Source organism: Sphingomonas sp. Leaf21 (genome assembly GCF_916858675.1).
Classification (GTDB): domain Bacteria; phylum Pseudomonadota; class Alphaproteobacteria; order Sphingomonadales; family Sphingomonadaceae; genus Sphingomonas.
Genome location: NZ_CAKASM010000010.1, coordinates 60436 through 78150, shown reverse-complemented (window position 1 = coordinate 78150; position 17715 = coordinate 60436). Strand labels below are relative to the sequence as shown.

Below are 17715 nucleotides of genomic sequence, written 5' to 3'. Positions count from 1 at the left end.
TGTAATCTAAATATGCCGAATGAGCGGTAATCCAGGTTCATTGCAGGTCAAACATCTATTATTTGTACTATAACTATTGCGTGCGGTAGGTCTAGGTGCTACGGCGCATGCAAGTCGGAGTAGAACCGGCGTTAATTGAAGGGGATGTCATGAAACTGCTTGATTCCACGATTTTGTCGCGTTCGCTGCTGCTCAGCTGCGCGCTTTTAACAAGCGGTCAAGTGCTGGCTCAGGCTGCGCCTACGCAGCCCACGGATGGCCGAGGCACTGGGCCGCAGATGGCCGAGCAGGGCACGGCACAGGACGAAACCAGCAACGACATCGTTGTCACCGCACAGAAGCGCGAGCAGCGGGTACAGGACGTGCCACTAGCGGTTCAGGTGCTTACGGGGGACACCCTCCAGGCACAGGGCGTTCGTCAATTTGCTGACTTGACTAAGGCAAGTCCGTCGCTGGTGATTAAACCCTCCGAACAGCCGGTGAACAACTCCATATCGATCCGCGGCATCGGCACGTTCGCGTTCTCGCCGAGCGTTGAGCCAAGCGTTGCCGTGCAGATCGATGACGTGCCCGTGCAGTTCCTAGCACGTGCATTTGCAGATCTGTCAGACATCGAGCGGGTCGAGATTCTGCGAGGGCCTCAAAGCACGCTCTACGGGCGTTCGGCCTCGGCAGGGCTCATCAACATCGTGACACAAGGCCCGACTAAGACGTTGACCGGCCGGGTCGCCACGCTGGCCACCAGCGATGACGAATACGGTTGGAATATCGCTGGGGCGGGGCCAATCACCGATACGTTAGGGTTCCGGGCAAGCGGCAATTTCGACAAATTCCGTGGCAACGTTCGCAACCTGTTTAACGGTGACAAGGTCAGTGGCTATGAGACTCTGTCCTTGAAGGGGAAACTCGTCTGGGATCCGACCTCCACGCTGAACCTCACCGCGCAAGTCGGCTATATCGACGGGCAGACCACGATTGGGCGCCCCTTCATCCGCGTATCGCCGAGCGCTCGGCTGCGCGGAGTCCCCGCGAACACGCCAGCCATTTTCGCTCCTGGTGTGACGTTCACCGATGCAAACCGGGAGGTTGTCAACAATATCAATTCCGGCACTGATTATCAGGATTTTGCGACGTCGCTCCGTGCTTCGCTTGATCTTGGGCCGGCAACACTGATGTCGATCACGGCGTACGACAAGTTCAAGCAGTTCGATATCCTGGACCAGGACGAGTCAGCGATCGCTTCGTTGGACAATCGCCAGTTCGGCACATTTCGGACGAAGGCATTCTCACAGGAATTTCGTCTCGTTTCTCCTGGCGCGGACCGGTTTCGGTATACACTCGGCTTATTTTACTCAAACCTTGAGCTAACGCGCGACTTTACTCGCGGTCCGTTTTTCTCGCAGGCGCGCTGGTTCGCGTCAAACGGTACCAAGCAGTACGCCTCGTTCGGTCAGCTCGAGTTCGATTTGTTGAAGGGGACAACGCTGATCGGTGGCGTCCGTGCTGGACGTGGTGAAATCGACTATACATTCCGCGACATCGCTAACGGCGGTGCGTTCTTCTCGGGGGCCGATAGCAAAACGTTCGAGACTTATAAGGCGGGTATCCAGCAGCAGGTTGCGCCTGACGTTATGACGTTTCTCACGTATGCGACAGGCTTCAAAGGTCAGGCATATGATATTGGGACTGGGTTCAATCTGCTCCGTCAACGTACCGGACCAGTTCAGCCTGAGACGTCAAAAGATTTGCAGTTCGGTGTAAAAAGTCAGTTTTTCAATCGACGATTGACTTTGAATGTCACGTTGTTCGATACTAAATTTGATAATTTTCAAGCTCAGGGCATTGAAACGCTGCCTGATGGCACAATCAACTTTCGCTTGGCAAACGTCGGCAAGCTCCGGACGCGTGGTGTTGAAGTCGAAAGTAGCGTCCGCCTGTCGCAGACGCTTAATATAACCGGGGGCGCGACCTACAACGACGCGGAGATCACTTCCTTCCCCGAGGCGCAATGCTACCCAGGTCAGTCGGCCGCGCAGGGATGCGTTGGCTCGCCAGGCCGTCAGAACCTCGCTGGCTTCCGTCCAGCACAGGCGCCGGAATGGAAAGTTGCCGTCAGCGGCGACTTTACCCCTCGCCTGACTGACAATCTGAATGGGCTGCTGCAAGCAGCAGCGACGTACCAGAGCCGGATCAACTACTCGATCTCACAAGATCCGCAAACCGAGCAGCCGGGCTACACTATCGTGAACCTTTCGGCTGGCATTCGGCAGGCTGACCGTCGCTGGGAAATTGTAGGGTTTGTAAACAATCTGACAAACAAGCAGTATTTTTCGAACTTGGCAAATTCATTTGGCAACCAGGGAAATGCATTGGCAACGCAAAGCTATCTACCTCGCGATTTTCGGCGGTATGGCGGTATCCGCGCTTCTTATAATTTCTGATCCTCTTTACTGGCCAGATTTAATGAGAATTTGGCCAGTACTAGCAGTTAATATGTTCTCACCAATAGCTAGTTAGGTCAGGAATAGTGATGTCCCGCCTGTTTTTTTGGTCCATTTTGAGCGAGAGTTTTCCGGCCTTGTGAAGCCTTCGGGCAAGGAGGTGGAAATGAAGAATGTAGGTACACGGACGAGCAGATTGGCTTCGCGCTGAAGCAGGGGGAAACCGGTACGCCGGTGGCGAGGTGATCCGGCGAATGGGGATCTCGGAGCAAACGTTCTACCGCTGGAAGAAGGTGTACGGCGGTCTCGGCGTCGGCGAGCTGACGCGCCTGAAGCAGCTCGAGGATGAGACCCGGCAGCTGAAACAGTTGGTCGCCGACCTGAGCCTAGACAAGCACATCCTGCAGGACGTCCTTTCAAAAAAGCTCTGACGCCTGGACGACGACGCGAGCTCGTCGCACACGTCCAGGCGTCCCACGCCGTAAGCGAACGGCGCAGTTGCTCGGCGCTGGGCGTCGAGCGGTCTTCGGTGCGCTAAATCTCGCACAAGCCGGATCAGACGCCGCTGGTGATGCGCATCCGTGATCTGGCGGCGACGCGGACGCGCTATGGCTATTTCCGGATCTACATCCTGCTGCGCAGGGAAGGATGGGCTGTGAACCACAAGCGCGTCTATCGGCTATATCGAAATGATGGACTGAGCCTTCGGCTCAAGAAGCCCCGGCGCAAAGCCAGCGCTGCCAACCGCTAGCGGCAACCTGCGGCGTTGGCGGCGAACGAGATGTGGTCGATGGATTTCGTCTCGGACTCTCTGTTCGACGGCCGGCGGTTACGAGCGCTGACCGTGGTCGACGCCTTCACGCGCGAAGCGCTGGCAATTGACGTCGACCAGGGCATCAAGGGCGAACAGGTAGTCGAGGCGATGGCACGGATCTCGTCGATCCGCGGCGCGCCCAAGACCATTCGTGTGGACAATGGACCGGAGTTCATCTCGAAGGCAGTCGACCGCTGGGCGTACGAGAACGGCGTGACGCTGGATTTCAGCCGACCGGGCAAACCAACCGACAATGCGTTCGTAGAATCGTTCAACGGTCGCCTTCGCGACGAGTGCCTGAACGCACACTGGTTCCTGTCCATCGCCGACGCCCGCGCCAAGATCGAGGCCTGGCGACGGGACTATAACGAGAGCCGCCCTCACACATCCCTTGGCTGGATGACGCCGGTCGAATATGCTGCTGCCGCGGCCATCAAAGCGGCCGAATGAACGCCGGAAACTCACCTCCAGATTGGATGAGAAACCGGGGGACCCTCACGTGATCCTTATGAAATAAATGGGCGCGGGTTTGCCGAAGGGCGTGGATTGATGCAGCATACGGCAACGTCCACATCGCAGGATGGAATGAAAGTAGGAGCCTGGATGCTTACGGACACGCAAGAGCGAGAGCTGGTCGATCACGTGCTGCCCGCCGCGCAGATCCCTTCGCTTGACGGCGAGGGTCCACTTTGGCTCCAGATTCGTCGTTCCATGGCGATGGCAATCCTGACTGGCGAATGGCCCGCCGGGACACGCGTGCCGACAGAGATTTTCCTGGCGAGCTATTATTCAACGTCGCGGATGACAGTGCACAAGGCAGTGCAAAGTCTCGCTGGCGAAGGGCTCGTTGAACGCCGCCCGAAGATCGGCACGGTCGTGACCGCCCGGGCACGCGAGCGCCCCGTCTTCGAGATTTGGGACGCGGCTGACACGGTTCGCCAGACCGGGGGACATTACAGCTATCGTCTGCTCGGGTGCGCCATGGTCCCGGCCATATCTCCGTTGCGGACGGAGCTTGCTGTGGATGCGGACACGCCGATGATCCGTATGCTGTGCCTGCACCTGTCTGACGGCAGGCCGTTCCAGCTTGAAGAGCGCCTCATCAATGTCGACGCCGCACCCAAGATCACCTGCCAGCCGCTTGAAGACGTTAGTCCAGGCCAGTGGCTGCTTGCCAACGTTCCCTGGACGGAAGCACGCCATGCGATCTCCGCGCGCGCGGCAACACCGATGGTCGCGGAGCACCTCGCGCTTGACGAGGGCAATGCCTGTCTGGTGGTCGAACGGCGAACATGGAATGGCGTGGTTCCGGTTACGCTGGGTCGCTTCTGGTACCCCGGCGCCGACCACAGCCTGAAGGGACAATTCCATCCCTCCTGGTAACTAGTGCACAGCGAACAGCGCGGCGAGCAGTGACAATCCGAACGCAGCAAGTGTGGACGCGGCGATCACCATCAGGGGGCGCGGCCCCGCCTCGAGCAACTTTGGTAACGGTGATTTGATCGCGGTCGCCGTGACGGCCGCAGCAAGGAACGCGGTAGCGATCTTGGCGGACCCTGCTGCGGCAACGGGCGGGATCAATCCGAACGAGTTGATGCCTGCAAGAACGAAGAAGCCGACGACGAACCAGGGCAGGGTGGTTCCCTTTGCTTTGCTGCCATTGCCGGGCAGAAAGAAGGCGACGATCGCGAGAACCGGCGCAAGCAGGGCAACGCGGGTGAGCTTTACGATCGCAGCAATCTGGCCTGCAGCATCCGAATAGGCGTACCCGGCACCAAGCGCCTGCGCGACGTCGTGGATGGACGCGCCGAGCATGAAGCCTGCGCTGAGATTTGACATCGACAGCGCATGGGCAGCGACAGGGTAGAGCACCATCGCCGCGGCACTCATCGCCGATATGCCGACCAGAACCAGGGTGAGCTGTGCTTCGTTGATCCGCCGACTGCCGAGCGTTGTCGCAAGCGCCATGGCAGCCGAGGCGCCGCAGATCGCGACCGATCCGCCCGCCAGGATCCCGAAACCGGTATCGAAGCCGAACTTGCGTGCGGCAACGACCCCAACACCGATCGTCACCGCCACGATGGCCACAACGCAGAGAAGCGCGACAGGGCCAAGCCCAATAATCTGCGTCGCCGTCACTCTCGCCCCGACCAGGACGATTCCCCACCGTAGAAGCGAGCGTGATGCAAGCGCGAGCCCTGACGCCAGTCGCCCGTCGCTGGAGAGGAAATTCAGCGAAAGCCCCAGAAGCAGCGCCATCAGGGTCAGGGGAGCGCCATAATGATCGGCGATGAAGCCGGCAGCGAGCGTCCCGAGCGTAACGACGACAAGGCCCGGCACGAATTCGCGCCATGTGTCACGCTTCAGTGGCGGCACGTCACCATATAGGTCGGCCGCCATACCCCTCGTCATGCAGCTTCGCTGCTTACCGGTGCGCCGCCCGGCTGAGCGGGAATGCCCACGCGTCGCCGATTGCGGATCATGCGACCGTGGAGATGTTCGATGGTCTTGCTGCCGGTGCGCTCGAACAGGCACGGCACGACCGCGTGCACCAAGCAGGCGAGGCCGGCACCGACCATCGATACGCCGAAGCTGCCGGCTACCAGCAGATGCTCACCGTAGCTCTCGCCCACGGAGCGGGGGTGCTTGAAAAGCAGCCGATCGATCATGCCATCCTCCATCTGATTCCAATGGCGACATCCTAATCGACCAGGGCGAAACGCGATTTCTAATTTGCATATACAAGTGCTTAATGGGAGAAGGCAGCTACTGCGGAAGGGGATATATGGAGAAGATCATTCTCGACTTGGTCGATCGTCGAATCCTGGCGGTGCTGCAGGAAGACGCGACGGTGCCGATCGCCGATATCGCGGAGCGGGTCGGTTTGTCCCAGACGCCCTGCTGGAAGCGGATCAAGCGGCTCGAACACGAAGGGGTGATCGAGAGCCGCGTGGCGGTCCTCAATCGCGACCGGCTCGGCCTCGGGGTGACTGTCATCGTCGCGATCCGTACGGCGCAGCATACCGACGACTGGTTGCAGACGTTCGCGGAAGGCGTCGCCCGAATTCCGGAGGTGGTCGAGTTCTATCGAATGAGCGGCGAGATCGATTATTTGCTAAAGATCGTGGCACGGGACATTGCCGATTACGATCGCATCTATCGCAAGCTGACCAAGGTCGCGCCATTGCACGACGTGAGCTCGTCGTTTGCGATGCAGGAAATAAAATCGACCACCGCGCTGCCGTTGTTCGATTAATCCTTGTTCGACTAGGACAGGAGGCGCCGTGCGACGGCCTCGAACCGTTCGCTGATTGCGCCGCGATGTCGGTGCCGTCCGCCGGCAACGACCTCCTGGCCGGCGCGCCATACCCGGTCGACGCGGCCGGTTCCAAAAATCCAGTGATCGAGCGCCCGGTCTCCGGTGTCGATCACCGCGGGTGCGAGTTCGACAAGATCGGCCTGCTCCCCAACGCGCAGCATCGCACCACCGGCGAGTGCCGTGCGTCCACCGGATACGACATTGTCGAACAGGACGCGGCCATTCGACTGATCGGGAGTGGCCAGAACCGTGCGCTGGCGTCGCGTCAGTCGCTGGCCGTACTCCAGCAGTCGCAGTTCCTCGCCAAGGTCGATGCGTACATTGGAATCGGTTCCGATTCCGAAGGCGCCCCCTGACGTCAGAAAGGCTGCCGCGGGAAAGGCGCCGTCGCCCAGATTTGCCTCGGTGATCGGGCAGAGGCCTACCACTGCCCCGCTGTTCGCCACAGCCTGGCATTCGGCCTCGGTGACGTGGGTCGCATGGATCAGGCACCAGTGCGGGTCGATCGGATACCGGTCGAGCAACCACTCGACCGGACGTTGACCACTCCAAGCGAGGCAATCGCTCACCTCCTTGGTTTGTTCGGCGATGTGAAGATGGATGGGTCGATCAGGGAACATGCAGACGAGCGCTGAAAGTTCGTCGGCTGTCACGGCCCGTAACGAATGTGGCGCAATACCGAGTACCGCATCGGGCAGCGAGGACACCGCGCGCGCGCTGGCATCGCATAGGCGAGAGAACGCATCGATGTCGGTCACGAACCGTCGCTGCCCGACGTTGGGGGGCGAACCGCCAAACCCGGCATGAGCGTAGAAAACCGGCAGAAGCGTCAGGCCGATGCCGGTCTGCTCTGCGGCGGCAGCCAGCGCCCCCGCCATCTCGCCGATGTCATCATAAGCCCGGCCGTCGGGCTGGTGATGGAGATATTGAAATTCGCCGGTCCGTGTGAATCCGCTTTCCAGCATCTCCATGAACGCCATCGCTGCGATAGCCGCCAGGTCTTCCGGGGAGATCGCTGAGACGAGCCGGTACATGAGATCGCGCCAGCTCCAGAAGTCGTCGCCCGCAGGTCCCGAGCGCACCTCGGCAAAGCCCGCCATGAGCCGCTGGAACGCATGACTGTGAAGGTTGGGCGTGCCGGGCACCGCGGTACGATGCCTGACCTCGCGGGGTGCCGGGTCCACATCCGTTTCGATACCGGCAAAGCGGCCGGCCTCGATCTGAAAGCGAACCGACGAGCACCATCCCGAAGGGAGGAGTGCCTGCTCGAACCACAATGTCCTCATCTGCGCCTCCGCTCGTGTTGGGGCTGGACAGTAATCGTCATTCGTGGTTTTGTATAGACAATTGGAAGGGGAGCGATGGCGAACCGAGTTTGGCGCAATGCGCAGTTGGCAACAATGGCAGATGACGGAATCGGCATCGTTGCCGACGGCCTCGTCGCTGCCGCAGACGGCAAGATCGTCTATGTCGGGCCGGCTGCGTCCGCGCCCGCCTTTGCCAATGCCGAGGTGATCGATTGCGAGGGGCGCTGGATCACGCCAGGATTGATCGATTGTCACACCCACCTGGTCTTCGGTGGCGATCGTGCCGGTGAGTTCGCGGCACGCTTGGAGGGGGTGACGTACGAAGAGATTGCCCACGCGGGTGGGGGGATCGTCTCGACGATGCGGGCGACCCGCGCGGCCAGCGAAGCCGAGTTGATCGCCCAGACGCTGCCACGCCTCGACGCGCTGTTGGCCGAGGGCGTGACGACGGTCGAAGTAAAGTCGGGTTACGGCCTCTCGCTTGATGACGAACTGAAGATGCTCCGGGCGGCGCGTGCGCTGGGCCGTGAGCGCGACGTGCGTGTGGTTACCACATTCCTTGGCGCGCACGCCGTTCCACCCGAATTCGCCGATGACGTGGAAGGCTATGTCAATGCCGTTGTCGATCGCATGCTGCCTGCGGTCGTAGAAAGCGACCTTGCCGATGCGGTCGACGCCTTTTGCGAGGGCATCGGTTTTACGACAGCGCAAACGGAGCGTGTGTTCGTCGCGGCCGCGGCACACGGATTGCCGGTGAAGCTCCACGCCGAGCAGCTGTCACCGCTCGGTGGTGCCAGTCTCGCCGCACGCTTCGGTGCGCTCTCGGCTGACCATCTCGAGCATGCTACCGATGAAGACGTCGCTGCCATGCGGGCCGCAGGAACCGTCGCGGTGTTGTTACCAGGCGCCTACTATTTCATGCGAGAAACAAAGCTGCCGCCAATCGCCGCACTGCGGGCGGCGGGCGTGCCGATCGCGCTTGCGACTGATTGTAATCCGGGGACGTCACCGCTCACCTCACCACTCCTTGTACTCAACATGGCGGCCACGCTGTTTCGATTGACCGTCGTCGAGGCGTTGCGGGGGGTGACCGTCAATGCGGCAAAGGCGCTCGGTCTCGGGGACGCAATCGGCTCTCTGGAAGTCGGCAAGTCGTGCGATCTCGCGATCTGGTCGATCCAGGACCCCGCCGAACTGGTCTACCGGATCGGTTTCAATCCCCTCCACACTCGTATCAGGAACGGCCGATGATCCTTCGCCCGGGCAACGTGCCCTATGCCGACTGGCGTGCCATCTACCACGGCGCCGTACTCATGCTCGACGAGGATTGTCGTGGGTTGATCGCAGAAAGTGCCGCTGCGGTGGAGCGGATCGTGGCGCAGGGCGAGCCGGTCTACGGCATCAACACCGGCTTTGGAAAACTCGCCAGCGTCCGGATCGACACCGCGGACTTAGTCACGCTCCAGCGCAATATCGTGCTGAGCCACGCGGCCGGGGTAGGCGACCCAATGCCTGTCGCTGTGGTGCGGTTGATGATGGCGCTCAAGCTCGCCAGCCTCGCCCAAGGCGCCTCGGGCGTCCGGCCTGCGACGGTCACCCTGCTTGAACAGATGTTGGCCAAGGGGCTCGTCCCTGTTGTGCCGGCGCAGGGCTCGGTCGGCGCTAGCGGCGATCTGGCGCCGCTAGCGCATATGACATCCGCGATGATCGGCGTCGGTGAGATCATCGTGGACGGGCTGTTCAAGCCCGCCGCAGCAGCACTGGAAGAGGCTGGCCTTGCACCCATCGAACTTGGTGCCAAGGAAGGACTGGCGCTTCTCAATGGTACGCAATTCAGCACAGCCTATGCCTTGGCGGCCCTTTTCGAGGCGGAGCGCATTTTTCAGGCCGCACTCGTCACCGGCATCCTTTCGACCGAAGCGGCAAGAGGGTCCGATGCGCCTTTCGATCCGCGCATCCATGCGTTGCGTGGCCATCGGGGTCAGATCGATACGGCAGAAGCACTTCGCTCGATGATGGAAGGCTCGGCGATCCGGGCAAGCCACCGTGAGAACGATGTCCGCGTCCAGGATCCCTATTGCCTGCGGTGCCAGCCGCAGGTGATGGGCGCCGTCCTTGACCTACTCCGGCAAGCCGGCGCCACACTGATCGTCGAGGCAAATGGCGTCAGCGACAATCCGTTGATATTTCCCGAGACGGACGAGGCGGTATCCGGGGGGAATTTTCACGCCGAGCCCGTCGCCTTCGCGGCAGACATGATCGCCATAGCGTTGTGCGAGATCGGCAGCATCACCGAACGCCGCATCGCCATGCTGGTGGATCCAGCGCTCTCCGGACTCCCCGCATTCCTGACGCCGAAGCCCGGTCTCAATTCGGGGTTCATGATCCCGCAGGTTACGGCTGCGGCGCTCGTGAGCGAGAACAAGCAACGCGCCTATCCCGCGTCGGTCGACTCCATTCCGACGTCGGCCAACCAGGAAGATCATGTTTCCATGGCGGCGCACGGCGCACGCCGCCTCCTGGCGATGGCGGGGAACGTCGATGCCATCATCGGCATCGAACTTCTGGCGGCCTGCCAGGGGTGTGATTTCCACGCGCCGCTAAGCTCGAGCGACGCGGTCGAGGCGGTTCGTCTGCGCCTGCGTCGTGATGTCCCAACTCTTGCCGACGACCGCTACATGGCACCCGACATGGCGGCCGCTACGCTGCTGGTGACGGACAACGTTCTTGCCGAACTCGTGGCCGGGTTGCCGGGCATCATCGCATGACGCCCCCCTGGCTCCATGTGCATCGGTCCGACACGCCGTTGATCCTCGCGATGCCACACGGCGGGACTGAACTTCCGGACAGTCTTGAAGAGGCGTTTCGCTCGCCATGGCTCGCGCGGCGCGATGCGGATTGGCATATCAAGGCGCTGTACAGCGGGCTGGTCGATGCGACGATCGTCGGCACCGACGTTTCGCGCAGCATTATCGACGTCAACCGTGACCCCTCGGGGGCATCGCTCTATCCCGGTCAGGCGACGACGGAACTCTGCCCGACAACGACCTTCGACGGCGAGCCCCTTTACCTGAGCCCGACTGTAGCGCCGGACGAAGCCGCCATCGCTCACCGGCGTGCGATTTGGTTCGATCCATACCACGCCGCGCTGGCCGGTGAGATCGCGCGCCTTCGCGCGCTGCATTCCCGCGTCGTCGTCTACGATTGCCATTCCATCCGCGGTCATATCCCGAGGTTGTTCGACGGCGAACTGCCGGTGTTCAACATCGGGACCAATGGTGGCACGACCTGCGATCCCGAGCTTCGGGATATGGTTGTTCAGACCTGCGCAGCCTCGGAGGAATGGTACGTCGTCGATGGCCGTTTTCGGGGCGGCTGGACCACCCGTCACTACGGCCGGCCAGATAGCGGCGTCCATGCGATCCAGATGGAGCTGGCGATCCGCGGTTACCTGGCAGAGCCGCCATCGCCGTCGCCGGAAAACTGGCCTCCGCCTTTCGATCCCGCGTTCGCCACGCCGATGCGAGCGACCCTTTCCAATATATTGACCGCTTGCCTGGAGTTCGCCCGATGAACCGCCTTGATGCCACCCGCACCATTCGCCCAGCGACCAGCACGTCGATCACTGCGAAAAGCTGGCAGACCGAAGCCGCGATGCGGATGCTGATGAACAACCTTCATCCCGACGTTGCCGAGAACCCGCACGAGCTCGTGGTGTACGGAGGCATCGGTCGGGCGGCGCGCGACTGGGCAAGCTACGACAAGATCGTCGAGACCCTGTTAAAACTGGGCGACGATGAAACCCTGCTGGTGCAGTCGGGCAAGCCTGTCGGGGTATTTCGCACCCACCGCGATGCACCACGCGTGCTGATCGCCAATTCGAACTTGGTGCCGAAATGGGCGACCTGGGAGCATTTCGATGTGCTCGATCGCAAGGGGCTGGCGATGTACGGCCAGATGACGGCCGGTTCTTGGATCTACATCGGCACACAGGGCATCGTGCAGGGCACTTACGAGACCTTCGTCGAGATGGGGCGCCAGCATTATGACGGCGATCTGTCCGGCAAATGGTTGCTCACCGCCGGTCTGGGCGGGATGGGCGGTGCGCAGCCGCTTGCCGCCGTAATGGCCGGTGCATCCTGCCTCGCGATCGAGTGCCAGCAGAACCGTATCGATATGCGGCTGCGCACCGGCTATCTTGACCGCGCCACCGACAGCCTCGACGAGGCATTGGCTCTCGTCACCGACGCGACGTCGCCGATCTCCGTTGGGCTGCTCGGCAATGCCGCTGAACTTCTGCCTGAAATGCTCAGGCGCGGGGTGCGCCCAGATCTCCTTACCGATCAGACAAGCGCTCACGACCCGGTAAACGGATATTTACCCGAGGGATGGAGCGTAGAGCGCTGGCAGGCGACGCGCGAGCAGAACCCGGCTGCGGTGGCCGAAGCGGCGAAAGCCTCAATGGCGCGCCATGTCGAAGCCATGCTCGCGTTCCAGGAACTGGGCATACCTACGGTCGATTACGGCAACAACATCCGCCAAGTCGCCAAGGATGAAGGCGTAGAAAATGCCTTCAACTTTCCGGGTTTCGTGCCGGCTTATATCCGGCCGCTCTTCTGTCGAGGGGTCGGACCGTTCCGCTGGGTCGCGCTTTCGGGTAATCCCGAGGACATCTACAAGACCGACGCCAAGGTGAAGGAGTTGCTGCCCAACAACGCGCATCTGCATCGTTGGCTCGATATGGCGCGCGAGCGAATACAGTTCCAAGGACTGCCGGCACGCATCTGCTGGGTGGGTCTGGGTGATCGCCACCGGCTCGGCCTAGCCTTCAACGAGATGGTGGCGAACGGCGAACTATCGGCGCCGGTAGTGATCGGACGAGATCACCTCGATTCCGGCTCCGTGGCAAGCCCCAATCGTGAAACCGAGGCGATGCGGGACGGCTCAGACGCGGTAGCCGACTGGCCGTTGCTGAACGCGTTGCTGAACACTGCGTCTGGCGCAACCTGGGTCTCTCTGCATCACGGCGGGGGCGTTGGCATGGGGTACTCTCAACATTCCGGCATGGTGATCGTGGCCGATGGTACCACCGAAGCGGCAGTACGGCTCGGCCGGGTATTGTGGAACGATCCAGCCACGGGGGTTTTGCGGCACGCGGACGCCGGTTATCCGATCGCGGTAGAATGCGCTCGCGAGAAGGGGCTCGACCTGCCGGCGATCCTCTGATGAGCGCGCCGGCCATGCTAACGGCCGCGATGCGGGAGCTACGGCCTTGGAAGAACGGTGGCGGGCGCACTAGCGAGGTCGTCAGCTTGCCGATTGGGGCCAGGCTTAATGACTTCGGGTGGCGGATCAACATCGCAGATATCGACGCGGACGGCCCGTTTTTTGGTCTTTCCGATGGTGGAACGGCACCTCGTAATCCTGGCGGGGACGCTATGTGTAGTGGCTCGCACTGATAATCGGCCTGCACTCCAATACAGTGCAGTTTCCTGCTCGCATTGCGCGAGACAGATCGATGCGGGAAACGCACGCTCTGTGAGGAAGAAGCCACACTCGGTGCGACGGACGCACATTGCTGATCCGTTCGCGTACGGAAGTAGATCCGTTCCTAGCTCGGTGGTGGAAGGCAGCCGCGAATGAAGCTGGGATTGATCCGATGGATGCTTGGTCATCGTCATGAAGGCATTTCGTGTGGCATGAGTTTTGGATAACAGGGTAACGAGACAGGTATGGCCGATCAGGGCAGATTGAAATCGGATGCGACGGAGCAACTGAGAGAGCTCACCGAAATGGCGCTTCGTGGTCGCTTCAGCATCATAAACATCGGTCCAATCATGCTTATATGGAGAACAGCGCTCATTATCGCCGCTTTGGCAAAGCGCTTGTCGCAACACTCGGTCGACACCGTCGCTGCGTGGATCGTTCCGGTCCTCTTGGCCTATCGATCGGACCAGCGCAATTGCGATGGTCAGGGAAGATGTGGGTGTCAGCCTCGTGTGGGAATCGACACTGCCTGAACCACGGAAGGGCCTGCGAACGGTACAACTCGATGCACCGCTCTACCGTCGGTTCGGTTTGATGGGCTCACCGGTACGGAACCGCTCGCGGGCGGTAAATCTGCTGATTGAGCTGGCTTGGCTGCAATAGACCTCGCAGACCAAAGCGCATTGAGACGAAGATGCCCGACCATACGGCAGTCAGGATTTGCGGCTTTCCGGCGGATGCACCGATCGGATCATCGCGTCGGCGAGGTCCAGCAAATTCTTGAGGGCAGGACTAGGGTTGCGCGGCGACCACACCGCGCGGAATCCGGCCGCGTCAGACTCGCCGGCTTGCGTCCGGAAGACGACGCCGGGAAACGGCACGTGCGTGGCCGCGGCGGCCGTGAGGGTGATCCCTTCGCCGATAGCGACCATGTGCATCAAAGTATTCTCCCCGACCTTGAGCCTCCAATCTCTACCCCCTGCATCAGCGATTAACAAAGTGCGCGTCTCACTTAATCTGGCCGCTGTACATTAGTCTGACACAGACTTACGGTAGGAAGGCTGATGTTTTTCCTCAGAACGAGCGTTGTTCACCGGATCAAAAAAGGCTGCACGTAGTGGAAGGGTTGCAGCGCCAATGGCTGCGGCATCGCCGTCGATCGCCGATGCCACGACCCGTGGCGATGGCCGGTGGAAGCCGCGGCGTTCCGGGTTGATAAGGGCGATGCGCTCGATCATGCGGGATGCCAGAACCGCGGGCAGGCGCCCGCCCAAGACGATCATGTCGGGATCGAGCGTGGCGGAAATGGCAGATGCGATCAGGTCTATCGAGGGCATTACGGTATCCAGCCATGCGTCCACCGCGGGATGACCGGGATCGAATCGGTCGAGCATTGAATGAATATCGTGATAAGTCACGCCTGCCGCCCCGAAGGTCTCACGCAAGGTTTCCAGATTGGGCTGCGGCCAGCCGGTCGGCAGAATCGACGCGAATTCGCCGGCATTGCCGTTCCGCCCCCTGAGCGGTCGGCCTGAAGCCACGACTCCCCCGCCGAACCCCGCCGAGAAATAGAGATAGGCGAAGTCTGCCGTGGTTCGGCCATGGCCAAGCGAGGTTTCTCCCAGCGCCGCGACGTTCCCGTCATTGTCGACCCAGACCTTATTATCGAACGCGTCGGCCAACACCGTGTCGAGCGGGATCAGCGCCCAGGGATCGAGCAGTCGTGGCGGATTGAGCCGGGCGCCATCGCCGATGAAATAGCCGGTGACGCCGAATCCAATCCCGACCAGCGCAGCCTGGTCCCAGCCTGTATCGGCGATGGCGGCATCGAGCATCTGCCGGATCTGCGCGCAGGCAGGAGCGATCGCGGTGTCGGCGAGCCGTGCGCTACAGCTGGCGGCGATGGTGCCGGCAAGATCCAGGAGCACCAGCGACACCGCGTCGGTCATTACCGATACGCCAGCCGAAAATGCCGCGGCTCCGTTCAGCGTTAGCTTGGCGCTCGGCTTTCCTCGACCGGCGATGATCGGTGCGGCTTCGTTAAGCAGGCCGCGGACCAGGAGCGGTTCGACAAGGCGGGTGATCGAATGTGGTGCGAGTCCCGTCAGCCGCGCCAGATCGGCCCGGCTTGCGCCACCTCTCCGCGACAGTAGGTCCATGACGACGCCTTCGTTTTCGGTCGCGGTACGCCATCCATCGGCGCGCAGGAAACGTGTCGGGTAATCGCCCGCGGTGATGCCGGTCATGGCACTGCAAAGCCGTCGCGCCGGAGCGAAGTCAAGCGCTGTACCGCCAACAGTGCCGCGGCTGCGCAGGCGAGCCCGGCAAGGACGGCAAAACCCGCAAATGCATCGGGCGTAAAGGTCGGCACACGTCCCAGCCCGCCGGCGAGCGCGAGGCCGGCCGCGCCCAGCGCGAGCTTGGAGGCCATGGTGTAGACGCCAAAGCCGCGCGGTCCCTGCGCCAGCGCTGGCAAGAGCGCCCAGCCGATCAGGTTGGTCGTCCCCATTGCCAGGCCGAGCAGCACCAGCATCGCCGGCGCCGCGCTCCACGCGAACCCGGCCGCGACGATCCCGGCGGCGAGATAGGCAGCAGCCAGAAGTGCCAGGCCGTGGCGTGGTGATGATCCTAGACGTATCGGGATCAGCGCCGCAGCGCTCCGCCCGACGATCAGCAGCACGAGGATCGTCGTGTCCTTACCGGCCGTTAGGGCCATGCCATACGGCAGACCGGCGGGCATGTGAAGCAGTGCCTTGGCGAGTGCGCCCAGCGCGACGATGCCGATCACGTTGGCGGCCAGGAACCGCAGCGGCAGGCCGATCCACCGCACCGCGCCACGCTGTCGATTTTTCGACGCGGACGGAAAAGCGCTCAGCAGCGGCAGCATCGTCGATCCGATCAGCAGCGCGGCACCGGCAATGCCCCACAGCAGATGCGCGGTCGCGACCCGACCCGATCCACTCACGCCCGAAGCCGCAGATATCGAAGCGAGCGCAGTGCCGACCGTCCGTACCCGGGATAGCCAAGCGGCACGCGCCGGGGTGTCCCCGAGCTGGGTCATCAATGCGTTGTGCGGCACGTCGCAGCCGGCGTAGGTGACACGGAACACGACCGTTGCGCCGAGAAGTACGGCCAGGCCGTATGGCGCGAGCAGCACCGTCGCCGGAAAGCTTGCCGCGGCGAGCACCAGCGCGACGCCGGCCACCCTTGCGGCATGGTGCGGATGGCGCTCCAGCCAGATGCCGACGCCGAGATCGGCGAGTGCATTGGCGGCCAGCCCGGCAAGAAACAGCGCCCCGGCGACAATCGGATTGACCCTGTAGACCGACACCAGCAGATACAGCGTCAGCAGGTCGCTCGCCGTCCACAACAGGCTCTTCCCGACATGGGCGATGCCGTACATCGCCCATGTCCGGCGCCAGCTCATCGGATCCAGCGGACCTTGTAGAGGTGCAGCCCCTCCACCGGCATCCGTACCGGGTCGCTGCCATTGACCCGCGCGATCGTGAAGCCCTTCGCCCATCAGCTCTCCTCCGCCTGTACCCAGGCCAGTCGATCGCCCATCATTCCCACCGCCTTGACACGCAACTTCGGGTTGAGCGCCGGCAACGGGGTATAGGTGCCGGTAGCCGGTTCGCCCGCTTCCGGATCGAATGTCCAGACACCGTCGTCGGTGGTCACCAGATAGCGGCCATCGGGGCGGCGTGACAGGTCGTGGCCGTCGCGGCGTCCCGGCAAGGTCCAGCGTGCGGATTCGGCGAGGACGGGTTCGGACCGCGTGCCTGCAATGCCGAAGGCCTGGATCAGGTCATGCGACAGGACGAAGAGACGCGCACGGGTCGCGTCCCACACAGCGCCATGACCCGATGGCAGGGGCAACCGCACCAGCGGCGTCTCGCTGCGGGTCCGGTCATAGACCTCCAGCCGGTCGCCTTCGGGGTTGATCGAGAGGGCCACCGCGATCAGGCCACCGGGTAGCAGATCCGCGGAATGCGCCATCGGCGCGGTTGCACGGAACGTCACCCGACCGGTTGCGCGGTCGATCAGCACCACGCCCCCCGTAGACGCCGTGACCAGAATGCCGCGCGTGTCGTCGACCGGCTTGCAGTCATCAATATGCGCAAGGAGCGTCGTGCGATAGCGCGCCGGCAGGTCCGCCGCTTGGGCCGCGCTCCACCGCCATATTTCGACCGGTCGGCCATTCTCGATCCGGTATTCGCGGACCTGGTCGTCGCCGCAAGCATAAAGCCGCTGCGCTTCGATTCTCGGAGTCGGCAAAGGTCCAACGGATAACAAAGCTGTCATCATCTTGATAAACATAGGAATCCATATCCTGTCTGCTGGTCG

15 protein-coding genes and 1 pseudogene are annotated in these 17715 nt (G+C 62.0%); 9 read left to right on the top strand and 7 right to left on the bottom strand.

The window, feature by feature from the left end; genetic code table 11:
• Positions 1-149: 149 nt before the first annotated feature.
• From LRP66_RS10245 to LRP66_RS10235, 3 genes and pseudogenes are all read left to right on the top strand, one after another.
• Entirely contained in the window at positions 150-2441 is a 2292-nt protein-coding gene (locus LRP66_RS10245) for a TonB-dependent receptor (protein WP_230482427.1), read from the top strand.
• Between the two features lie 195 nt (positions 2442-2636).
• Positions 2637-3705 (top strand): annotated as a pseudogene (locus LRP66_RS10240) (IS3 family transposase).
• 153 nt (positions 3706-3858) lie between these two features.
• The gene (locus tag LRP66_RS10235; RefSeq protein ID WP_230482425.1) at positions 3859-4638 is read left to right on the top strand and encodes a UTRA domain-containing protein; all 780 of its coding nucleotides are present in this window, start codon (positions 3859-3861) and stop codon (positions 4636-4638) included.
• Here the strand turns inward: LRP66_RS10235 and LRP66_RS10230 are convergent, their stop codons facing one another.
• Positions 4639-5667, bottom strand: coding sequence for a YeiH family protein (locus LRP66_RS10230; RefSeq protein ID WP_230482423.1), 1029 nt, complete (start codon positions 5665-5667; stop codon positions 4639-4641).
• A complete protein-coding gene (locus LRP66_RS10225; protein ID WP_230482421.1) occupies positions 5664-5924 on the bottom strand; it encodes a DUF6356 family protein in 261 nt (86 codons plus the stop codon). Before LRP66_RS10225 ends, LRP66_RS10230 begins: the two co-directional genes overlap by 4 nt.
• A gap of 83 nt (positions 5925-6007) precedes the next feature.
• Between LRP66_RS10225 and LRP66_RS10220 the strand changes: the two genes are divergently transcribed.
• Positions 6008-6511 (top strand): Lrp/AsnC family transcriptional regulator, encoded by a 504-nt coding sequence (locus LRP66_RS10220; protein WP_443026681.1) that lies wholly within the window; start codon positions 6008-6010, stop codon positions 6509-6511.
• Between the two features lie 11 nt (positions 6512-6522).
• Here the strand turns inward: LRP66_RS10220 and LRP66_RS10215 are convergent, their stop codons facing one another.
• A complete protein-coding gene (locus LRP66_RS10215) occupies positions 6523-7860 on the bottom strand; it encodes a formimidoylglutamate deiminase (RefSeq protein WP_230482420.1) in 1338 nt (445 codons plus the stop codon).
• Between the two features lie 75 nt (positions 7861-7935).
• Here LRP66_RS10215 and hutI point away from each other — a divergent pair, with 75 nt between their 5' ends.
• The 5 genes from hutI to LRP66_RS18355 are packed head-to-tail and all read left to right on the top strand — an operon-like array spanning position 7936 to position 13340.
• Positions 7936-9132, top strand: coding sequence for an imidazolonepropionase (gene hutI / locus LRP66_RS10210; protein WP_230482418.1), 1197 nt, complete (start codon positions 7936-7938; stop codon positions 9130-9132).
• On the top strand, positions 9129-10649 hold the full coding sequence (gene hutH, locus LRP66_RS10205) for a histidine ammonia-lyase (RefSeq protein WP_230482416.1): 1521 nt from the start codon (positions 9129-9131) through the stop codon (positions 10647-10649). Before hutI ends, hutH begins: the two co-directional genes overlap by 4 nt.
• On the top strand, positions 10646-11455 hold the full coding sequence (gene hutG, locus LRP66_RS10200) for an N-formylglutamate deformylase (protein WP_230482415.1): 810 nt from the start codon (positions 10646-10648) through the stop codon (positions 11453-11455). The genes hutH and hutG overlap by 4 nt, the downstream gene beginning before the upstream one ends.
• Positions 11452-13107: a urocanate hydratase gene (gene hutU / locus LRP66_RS10195; RefSeq protein ID WP_230482413.1), complete on the top strand. Its 1656-nt coding sequence runs from the start codon at positions 11452-11454 to the stop codon at positions 13105-13107. The genes hutG and hutU overlap by 4 nt, the downstream gene beginning before the upstream one ends.
• A complete protein-coding gene (locus LRP66_RS18355) occupies positions 13065-13340 on the top strand; it encodes a HutD family protein (protein WP_443026680.1) in 276 nt (91 codons plus the stop codon). The genes hutU and LRP66_RS18355 overlap by 43 nt, the downstream gene beginning before the upstream one ends.
• Positions 13341-14081: 741 nt before the next feature.
• Here LRP66_RS18355 and LRP66_RS10190 read toward each other — a convergent pair.
• The 4 genes from LRP66_RS10190 to LRP66_RS10175 form a co-directional block, all read right to left on the bottom strand.
• Positions 14082-14306, bottom strand: coding sequence for a hypothetical protein (locus LRP66_RS10190; RefSeq protein WP_230482412.1), 225 nt, complete (start codon positions 14304-14306; stop codon positions 14082-14084).
• A 93-nt stretch (positions 14307-14399) separates the two neighbouring features.
• Positions 14400-15614, bottom strand: coding sequence for an ROK family transcriptional regulator (locus LRP66_RS10185; protein WP_230482410.1), 1215 nt, complete (start codon positions 15612-15614; stop codon positions 14400-14402).
• Entirely contained in the window at positions 15611-16771 is a 1161-nt protein-coding gene (locus LRP66_RS10180) for a hypothetical protein (RefSeq protein ID WP_230482409.1), read from the bottom strand. Before LRP66_RS10180 ends, LRP66_RS10185 begins: the two co-directional genes overlap by 4 nt.
• A gap of 119 nt (positions 16772-16890) precedes the next feature.
• The gene (locus tag LRP66_RS10175) at positions 16891-17646 is read right to left on the bottom strand and encodes a DUF6528 family protein (RefSeq protein ID WP_230482406.1); all 756 of its coding nucleotides are present in this window, start codon (positions 17644-17646) and stop codon (positions 16891-16893) included.
• Positions 17647-17715 lie beyond the last annotated feature (69 nt).